The sequence below is a fragment of the Daejeonella sp. genome (assembly GCF_037719425.1).
Lineage (GTDB): Bacteria > Bacteroidota > Bacteroidia > Sphingobacteriales > Sphingobacteriaceae > Daejeonella.
This window is the reverse complement of record NZ_JBBJNI010000175.1, coordinates 1-7,946: the sequence shown is the minus strand read 5'-3', so window position 1 is coordinate 7,946 and position 7,946 is coordinate 1. Positions and strand designations below refer to the sequence as shown.

Sequence of the window (7,946 nt, the reverse complement as noted above, 5' to 3'; positions counted from 1 at the left end):
GCTTTCCTTTATAAACCGTTGCCAAGTCACTTTCCAGAGCATCATTATTCTTACCCGTAAAAGAATGTAAAACCCGTGGCCAGTCCCGCAACGACGCAATACCGTTATCGTAGTGTGCGGGCGCCTGACTTTCGGGATCGTGATCGACTAACATAACGTTGTGTGCAATTGCCTGAACGTTGTAAGCGAGATATTCAAGATTCGCATAATACCCGCCAGCTCCAGGGTCGCTTAACAAAGCTTCGCCGTTTGTCATGATCTGGAAACTGCCCTGATCGTAGTGGTAGTGGTTCGAATTAGGTCCAACTCTCGTACTGATTATGCTGGATTCATCATCCCATCCGGAACGCATCACCATGCCTGAAGCACTGAATATTTTCGAACTTGGAAGTGTTTCGCGGGGGGCGGGAATAATATTATCGCGAAACCAGAGGTAGCCCATAAATCCGCCGTTGCCCGCTTCCCAATATGGCTTAATGTATTGATAAAGAAACGGATTTCCCGTGCGATGTACGAACCATTCTGAATGAATTTCGTTGAAGCCTTTAAAACTACTGTTGCCATCGCCAAAATCCTGGAAGGTACCGTTTGAATGAATTGCATGAAGCGGGTATTTATAAAAATCTTTCACATTTGTCGTTGTTGAATAATCAATACCAAAGTTCCTTTCTACAGTAGCAAATAATTCAACCATGGCTCTGCTTGCCATATTCATATATCCACTTTTTGGCTCGCCGTAACTTCCATCCGAATAATAGGTACGATCCATGAAAGTTTTAGCTTTAATTAAAATACCGGAAAGATAAGGTTCCACATACGGGTTATCGGGTTCCTCACCATACATAACGGTTGCAGCCAGCACTGCACCGGATACTAGCACGGCAATGTGGTTAGAATTATTTGATGGCATCCTGTTCATTTCCACCATATCTCTGTGAAAATGTTTAAGTCCTTTCTCCATCAACGCATTCCGTACTAACTTTTTTTCCTTTTCTGTTAGTAAATTGTGAAGCATGTCGTAACCATAAGCCACTGACGTAACCAAATAACCTACAGGATAATAGCTCCAAAATTTTCGTTGAATCATCCATTCATTGTTCCATTTAGAAAAGGATGAAAGCTTTAGCAAAGCTTGCTTGGCCTTTTCTCCGGAGTTCGGATCGCCTGTGAATGCGTAGTGAAGACTGCCCTGACTAATCACATCGGCCAATGCATCATTAGGATTAATCCATTCTCCAAAGGCATTAAAACCCACAGTATTTTTGGCGTACGGGCCTCCAACAAGATTTTCTGCGGTTCTGTCTTTTCCTTCCTGTATAGCATTAACATCAACCTTCATGAAAGCGACGTTAGCTTTAGCAAGCTCATAAATACGTTTCGCGACCGATGATTTTTCATTTGCTAATCTTTTCCTTACCTCATCCGCAGAGAAAAATAGGCGAGGATAACTTGTTATCTGATTTCCGGGCACTAGAAAGGTGAAAATGGTCTGCATACTGTTACCCTTATGGTCCTGACCGCTCATTTTGATCTCCCATTGTCCGCGCGGATCCTGAGGACCCAATTTGTAAATCGATTTGTTAATCCACTTGTCGGCCTGACGAGTAAATGGAATATTGTTTCTTACAGTGCGGCCCCGACTATCAACAAGCGAACCCGTGACCTTGCTTAGGTCAAAATCACCCTCTATAGCTGCTTGCAAACCAATGTCATCCCCGTAGAAGAAATGTTTATTTAAAATTGCTGAATCAAACATTTCAAAATAGGTGGACACTGGTTCGCTGGTAGTAAAACGGCGATCTCTAACTCCGTTAATACGAAAGTCGTCCAGAAAGATCGTGTATGTATTCAGCCAGTAAACAGAAGAATAATTGGCTTTAATGGTGACCACCTGTATATGTTCATTTGCATTAAGTGATTGTCCCATTGTTTGAAAGTCTTTAAGAGGAATGTCGATTTCTATCCATTCATTAGGCTGCGGCTTTAGGATTGTATGCAGGTATCTTTTACCGTCGAAGGACCCTAAAGAAAGCTCGAGTGTTTCCGGGCTACGGTCACCCTGAAAATAAACTGCAAATCGTACCCTCGAATCTGGCGATGTCCAAAAATTGAGGCGCTTGGTAAAACCGTTATAGAGTTCGACAGCATCATTCGCAGGATACAGGGTGGCAAGTGAATACTTGCTTCCATTGAAACTTGGCGATTTTTGAGCATAGAAAAGTCTGTGGCTTCCGATGTCTTGTGCATAAGGATACGGTTCCCAACCAAACAGTTCGCCTGTTTCGAAATCATCGTGAAGTAAATAAGGAACTTTAATATCGGACTCCTGACCATTTACAACATTCATTGACGTCGAGAGAGCAAAAAGAAGAAAAATAAATATAATCTTATACATTGGCTAACAGTTATTGCCTAATTAGTTATTCACTTTTGATTCAAGGTGCCCGATTTCAATAACTAGTGGATTGTTGTATTTGAGAGCTTCGGATTCCACATATTTCACGAAAGCAGCTTCATTATTATTTACCTTTCCAAAGCTCCATCCGGCAAATACAAGATACTCATAGGTCAAATTTGGCGTCGTCGGCAACTTTAACAGGTGATTCCCTCCATAGCTGTCAATTTTTAAATATTCAGGTTTTAATTTTTCCTTAACGACCAGGCCAAGTCCTTGCCAGGGTACCATCAAAGCTTCGCCACCGATATCTTCATCCGGGATTCTGGCTTCAATATTTTTTCCCATGGAGATAGTGATGCCTTTTTTAATAACGGATGTATACTCATTAGTAAGCCGCCGAATTCCAGCTCCAAAATGGGCATCAGAGCCGGGCGGCAGGAATGTATTAAATTTTACCTCGACTTTGCACCAGCTTTTGCGAGCCACCACCGAATAGTATTGTTCAAGTTCGTAAAATCCCCGACCCGAGTTCCAGTTCGTTGTAGTTACTTTTATCATACTGCGTAATGGTCCGTTATATACTACATCATACGAAAAGCGGCTGTCGTTAAAAGGCCCTTTATCCTTGTTCGGGGAATGGAATGCACGAACAATACTTGCGGGATCCTTTGAATTTTCGAAAAGGCACATTCCTCCGGCGCCAAAAGTCTGTGCTACCGTCATTATATCAGAGCCATATTCTGCTGGTAAAAAGTAACCGGAAGTGGCAGTAGAATATTCATAATAAAGGGTTAGCATAGGCTCTCTTTTGCCATGAAGATCTAGGTCATGCGGATACCATAGCTTCCAGCCAATGTCCTCAGATTCAATGAACGGTACCAAATGCCGTCCTTGAGATGATATCGCACCATGCACCAGCTGTCTGGTAGTTCCTCTTTCGTACTTTCCGATATATATATAATAATTCCTGCTTTCTTTAGGTGCGAGATTCGCAAGGAAAAACATCTCATCCCATATGCCATTCTTATCAAGATCATCCACCTGGACATCGAGATAATGTCCGTTAGTTTCCATTCGCCGCAGGTATCCGCTTCTAGCTTTTAATTCTTCTGGTGATGGCTCTTTCTTTGACGGAAGCTTCGGATCAACGACCGCAATCCAGCGTTCGGGAATATTTTGAAATGGCAACTGGCTCCTATTAACAATCACAGGATAATCGTTCAGCGGAATGGATAAAGGATTTGTCAAAGTAATACGAATCCGTTGAACAGGAGCGAAATCTGTACCTTCTGTGTACCATCCTCCCTCGCGCTGGGCTTGTACTGAATTAAAGAACAAGATTAGCATTGCAATCAGGGTCGTTATCTTTTTTATTTTAAGAATTGTTGTTTTCATTATTCAAATTATTTTAAGAATCATTGCCTAAAGCAGATTTATTGAGAAGAGTTAAAGCTCTAATAATTTTTTCGAGTTTTCGTAAAGTATTTTCGCTCAATTGCTAAGCATTCCCGCCATTAATAAGAAAGCTAGTTGCCCTGTTCTAAAATAAATTTTCGTGTTCATTATTATTATTTTAATACGTCTTCAATTTAATTTTGTAATCCAATCTCGATCGTCACCGATTGATAATTTATAGACTTTCTGATCGAATGAGTTTCCGAGCCAATCGCCGGGCGTCTATAAGATTAACGCCATTTGATAAATCTAAATAACATACAATATTCAACCGTCATGTACTGTCATGCACTATTTATGACTATTTTTTATAACCAATAATTCATCGAATCTTCGAATATTTTAGACCCGCCTGGGATGGACACCGGGATATTAAGGCACAGGTCCAGAAGATGTGTAGAGGAAGTTTAGAGAACACCGTTGCTACCGTTACCTGCCACGTTCCGGATCGCATTGCAGAAGGATAGTCCAGGCTGCTGGACCCCATCTATTTGACCCATGAATTGATGGATGGATGGTACCCAGTTCGAATTCGTCATGGAAGGGTGAGCAACAAATGCAATTACTTAGTCATCCATACTGATAGCGGCTGCAGAAAGGGAGTGCTGGGTATGTGGATGAGTAAACCGGAGGGCGCGAAGTATTTTATCACTATGGTGCGACCGCTTGCATTAGCAACCCACAAATATAAGCCCCATAAGTTCCCACAACATATCCAAAAACTGCCAGCAGTACTCCTACTGGCGCTAGTGAAGGGTGAAATGCGCTTGCCACAACAGGTGCAGATGCTGGTCCGCCGATGTTAGACATACTGCTTACTGCGAGGAAGAAAAATGGGGTTTTTGTCAGCTTGGCTACAATGATAACGATAATTGCGTGGATCATCATCCAGACAACACCTACAAGCAGGATTCCCGGGTTTGAGAAAATAGCCATGATGTTCATCTGCATACCTATCGTAGTGATCAGGACATAAAGCAACACACTTCCCAACCGTGATGCTCCTGCAGCTTCCAGGTTCCGGACTTTGGTAAAAGACAAGAACATACCTATGGTGGTTGCGATGATCACTATCCAGAAAAAGCCGGATGTTAAACTGAACTTACTCAAATATGGCGCATTTGAGGTAACCCAGGGAGCGATATTGTCAGCGCCAAGGTGTGCAAGGCCGGTTACTCCGAAAGCTACAGCAAGGATCAAAACGATATCAGATGTTGATGGGATACGCATCGTTGAAAGCTGGTAAGCCTCTATTTTTTCTTTGATCTCTGTAACCGAGCTATCATCGGCCTTGAGCCATTTGTTTATTCTAACAGTTTGAGTGGCCCCATATAGTAAAAGAGCCATCCAGGTGTAAGAAATCACTACATCAAGTGTAACCATAGCAGAAAAGAGTTCGGCACTGGGTTTAAAAATCTCAAACATGGCAGCCTGATTAGCCGCTCCTCCTATCCAGGTGCCCGCTACCGTAGCGAGGCCACGCCATACTGCATCTGGTCCCACACCTCCCACTATATCCGGCGCAAAGATGGAGATCAGCAGGACAGCTATTGGTCCGCCCAGTAAAATACTGATCGTGGACGTTAAAAACATTAGTCCTGCCTTTTTACGTAACTTCCATATTTCCTTCAGGTCAAGACTTAGTGTAAATAAAACTAAACTGGCCGGCAACAAATACCGTGATGAAATTGTATATAGAGATGACGTTTCACCGGAAATTACCCCAAACGAGTTTAACAAGCCCGGCAGGAAGTAACAGAGTAGTATCGGAGGGATGACATTATAGAATTTTTTGAAAAAAGGGATCTTGCTTTCGGCAGACCAGAAAACGAGTCCTAAAATACTCATTAACAATCCTAATACAACGGCATCATTAATGATCAAAGGAGTTTGAACTGTCATTAATTAAAATTAAGTTATCAGCATATCTGTTAAAACACCAATTTTAGACAAAATTTAATTATAATTGAACTTTTTACTTCTGTTTAAACTTAATAGGAAGTATTGAAGCAGCTAACCAAATAAACAGCTCCCCATACGGAGATTACTAAAACTTAATATGGAAATTCAGCAAAAACAGCTTTTCGGACATCCGCGTGGATTGTACATTCTTTTTCTTACGGAAATGTGGGAAAGGTTTAGTTATTACGGAATGAGGGCACTTTTGGTGCTCTTTCTCGTTTCAACGGTAAACGGGGAAAACCCAGGGTATGGATGGACAAGCACCGAAGCGTTAAAACTATATGGTATCTACACTTTTTTAGTTTACTTATCATCGATCCCCGGCGGTATTCTTGCTGATAAATATATTGGCCAGAAAAAAGCTGTAATTGTGGGCGGAGTGCTGCTGGTAATCGGGCATAGCATTCTTGCTGTTCAGAATATAACGGCCTTTTACATCGGTCTGGGGCTTATCATCGCAGGCGTAGGCTGTTTAAAACCTAATATTTCTACTATGGTCGGCGGTCTTTATCCAAAAGGTGATGACAGAAGAGATAAAGGCTTCACCATTTTTTATATTGGTATAAACGTTGGAGCTTTCCTTGCCGGGATAATTATCGGATATGTTGGTGAAACAATGGGCTGGCATTATGGATTTGGCCTTGCTGGTCTGGGAATGCTTATCGGACTCATCATCTTTATTTTAGGAAGTAAAGACTTAAAGGGAGTTGGTGAAGCTACTAAATCTCTTTCGCAGGCAGATCAAGCCGTTATGGACAAACCGTTAACAAGTATCGAAAAGGACCGGGTAATGGTAATGCTGCTTTCCTTTCTGATGATTATTGTTTTCTGGGGAGCATTCGAACAAGCAGGTGGATTAATGAATCTATACGCGTCTGAGAAAACCGACCGTGTCATTAGCTTTTTAAACTTCACTGTGCCTGCAACATGGTTCCAGTCCGTAAATTCGTTCTTTATTATAACCTTAGGAATACCGGTTGCCGCGTTCTGGTACAACTGGAAACAAAAAGGTAAAGAGGCTTCATCCATATTTAAGATCGCGATGGGCGTGCTTATCATGGGCTGGGGGTTTCTTTTCATGTCAGCAGCTTCTATGGAATATCAGGCTAATGGCTCGTCAGCAATGTACTGGTTAGTACTTGCCTACCTATTCCATACTATTGGAGAGTTGTGTGCATCTCCGGTGGCACTTTCCTTCATCACTAAGCTTGCACCGCTTAAATACGCTTCGATCATGATGGGTGTGTATTTTGCGGCAACAGGCCTTGGGAACTACGTTGCAGCCTGGGTTGGCGTATGGTCACAAACAGCCGGGGAATTGGAGATCTTTACGGGCATTGCTATTTTCTGTACAGTAATAGCAGGACTGGTAATTGCAATTAGAAAACCATTGAAAAGGCTTACACATGGTGCAGAAGACTTCTCTGAGAAAACTATGGGCAAAACAGCCACAGCATAAAAGTAATCGGTGATCAGTAATCGGTAATCGGTTACCGATCGCTCTATACTGACTATCGATTACTGATCACATTCACATAAAGGAGTAAAAGTTACGGCGCAACCGTTCTCGTATTAAGGATAACCACTATATTCGACTCTCAAAACCTTAGTTCGTGACGTCAGATAGTATTGTCATAATTCCTACCTACAACGAGAAAGAAAACATCGAGAACATTATTCGTAAAGTGTTTTCTATGACCGATGTCTTTCAAGTTCTAATCGTTGATGACGGATCACCGGATGGCACTGCCGAAATCGTAAAACATCTTCAGACTGAATATGATGGCTTACTTCATATTCTTGAGCGAAAGGGGAAACTTGGACTAGGCACCGCTTATATCGAAGGATTCAAATGGGTCCTTAAGCGCGGTTACGAGTATATCTTTGAAATGGACGCCGATTTTTCACACAATCCTGCTGACCTTATACGTCTTAAAATGGCTTGCGTTGAGGGTGCAGACCTGGCTATTGGCTCCAGGTATATCAAAGGTGTAAATGTCGTGAACTGGCCAATGAGCAGGGTATTAATGTCTTATTTCGCTTCGGTTTATGTAAGACTTGTAACCGGTATTAATATCCAGGATGCAACCGCCGGCTTTAAATGCTACAAATGCATTGTTTTGGAAACTAT

Annotated in this window: 5 protein-coding genes; 2 read left to right on the top strand and 3 right to left on the bottom strand. The window is 42.1% G+C overall.

Features of this window, described 5'->3' with window-relative positions:
• The 3 genes from WKF69_RS17360 to WKF69_RS17350 all read right to left on the bottom strand — a co-directional run.
• Nucleotides 1–2,395: DUF4962 domain-containing protein (locus WKF69_RS17360; RefSeq protein ID WP_340383490.1), on the bottom strand; the 2,395-nt coding region annotated here is incomplete at its 3' end.
• A gap of 21 nt (nucleotides 2,396–2,416) precedes the next feature.
• The gene (locus WKF69_RS17355; protein ID WP_340383489.1) at nucleotides 2,417–3,793 is read right to left on the bottom strand and encodes a DUF4861 family protein; all 1,377 of its coding nucleotides are present in this window, start codon (nucleotides 3,791–3,793) and stop codon (nucleotides 2,417–2,419) included.
• Nucleotides 3,794–4,504: 711 nt separating this feature from the next.
• Nucleotides 4,505–5,755 (bottom strand): DUF819 family protein, encoded by a 1,251-nt coding sequence (locus tag WKF69_RS17350; RefSeq protein ID WP_340383488.1) that lies wholly within the window; start codon nucleotides 5,753–5,755, stop codon nucleotides 4,505–4,507.
• A gap of 157 nt (nucleotides 5,756–5,912) precedes the next feature.
• Here WKF69_RS17350 and WKF69_RS17345 point away from each other — a divergent pair, with 157 nt between their 5' ends.
• A complete protein-coding gene (locus WKF69_RS17345; RefSeq protein ID WP_340383487.1) occupies nucleotides 5,913–7,274 on the top strand; it encodes a peptide MFS transporter in 1,362 nt (453 codons plus the stop codon).
• Between the two features lie 154 nt (nucleotides 7,275–7,428).
• Nucleotides 7,429–7,946 (top strand): glycosyltransferase (locus WKF69_RS17340; RefSeq protein ID WP_340383486.1); only part of this gene is annotated, 518 nt, incomplete at its 3' end.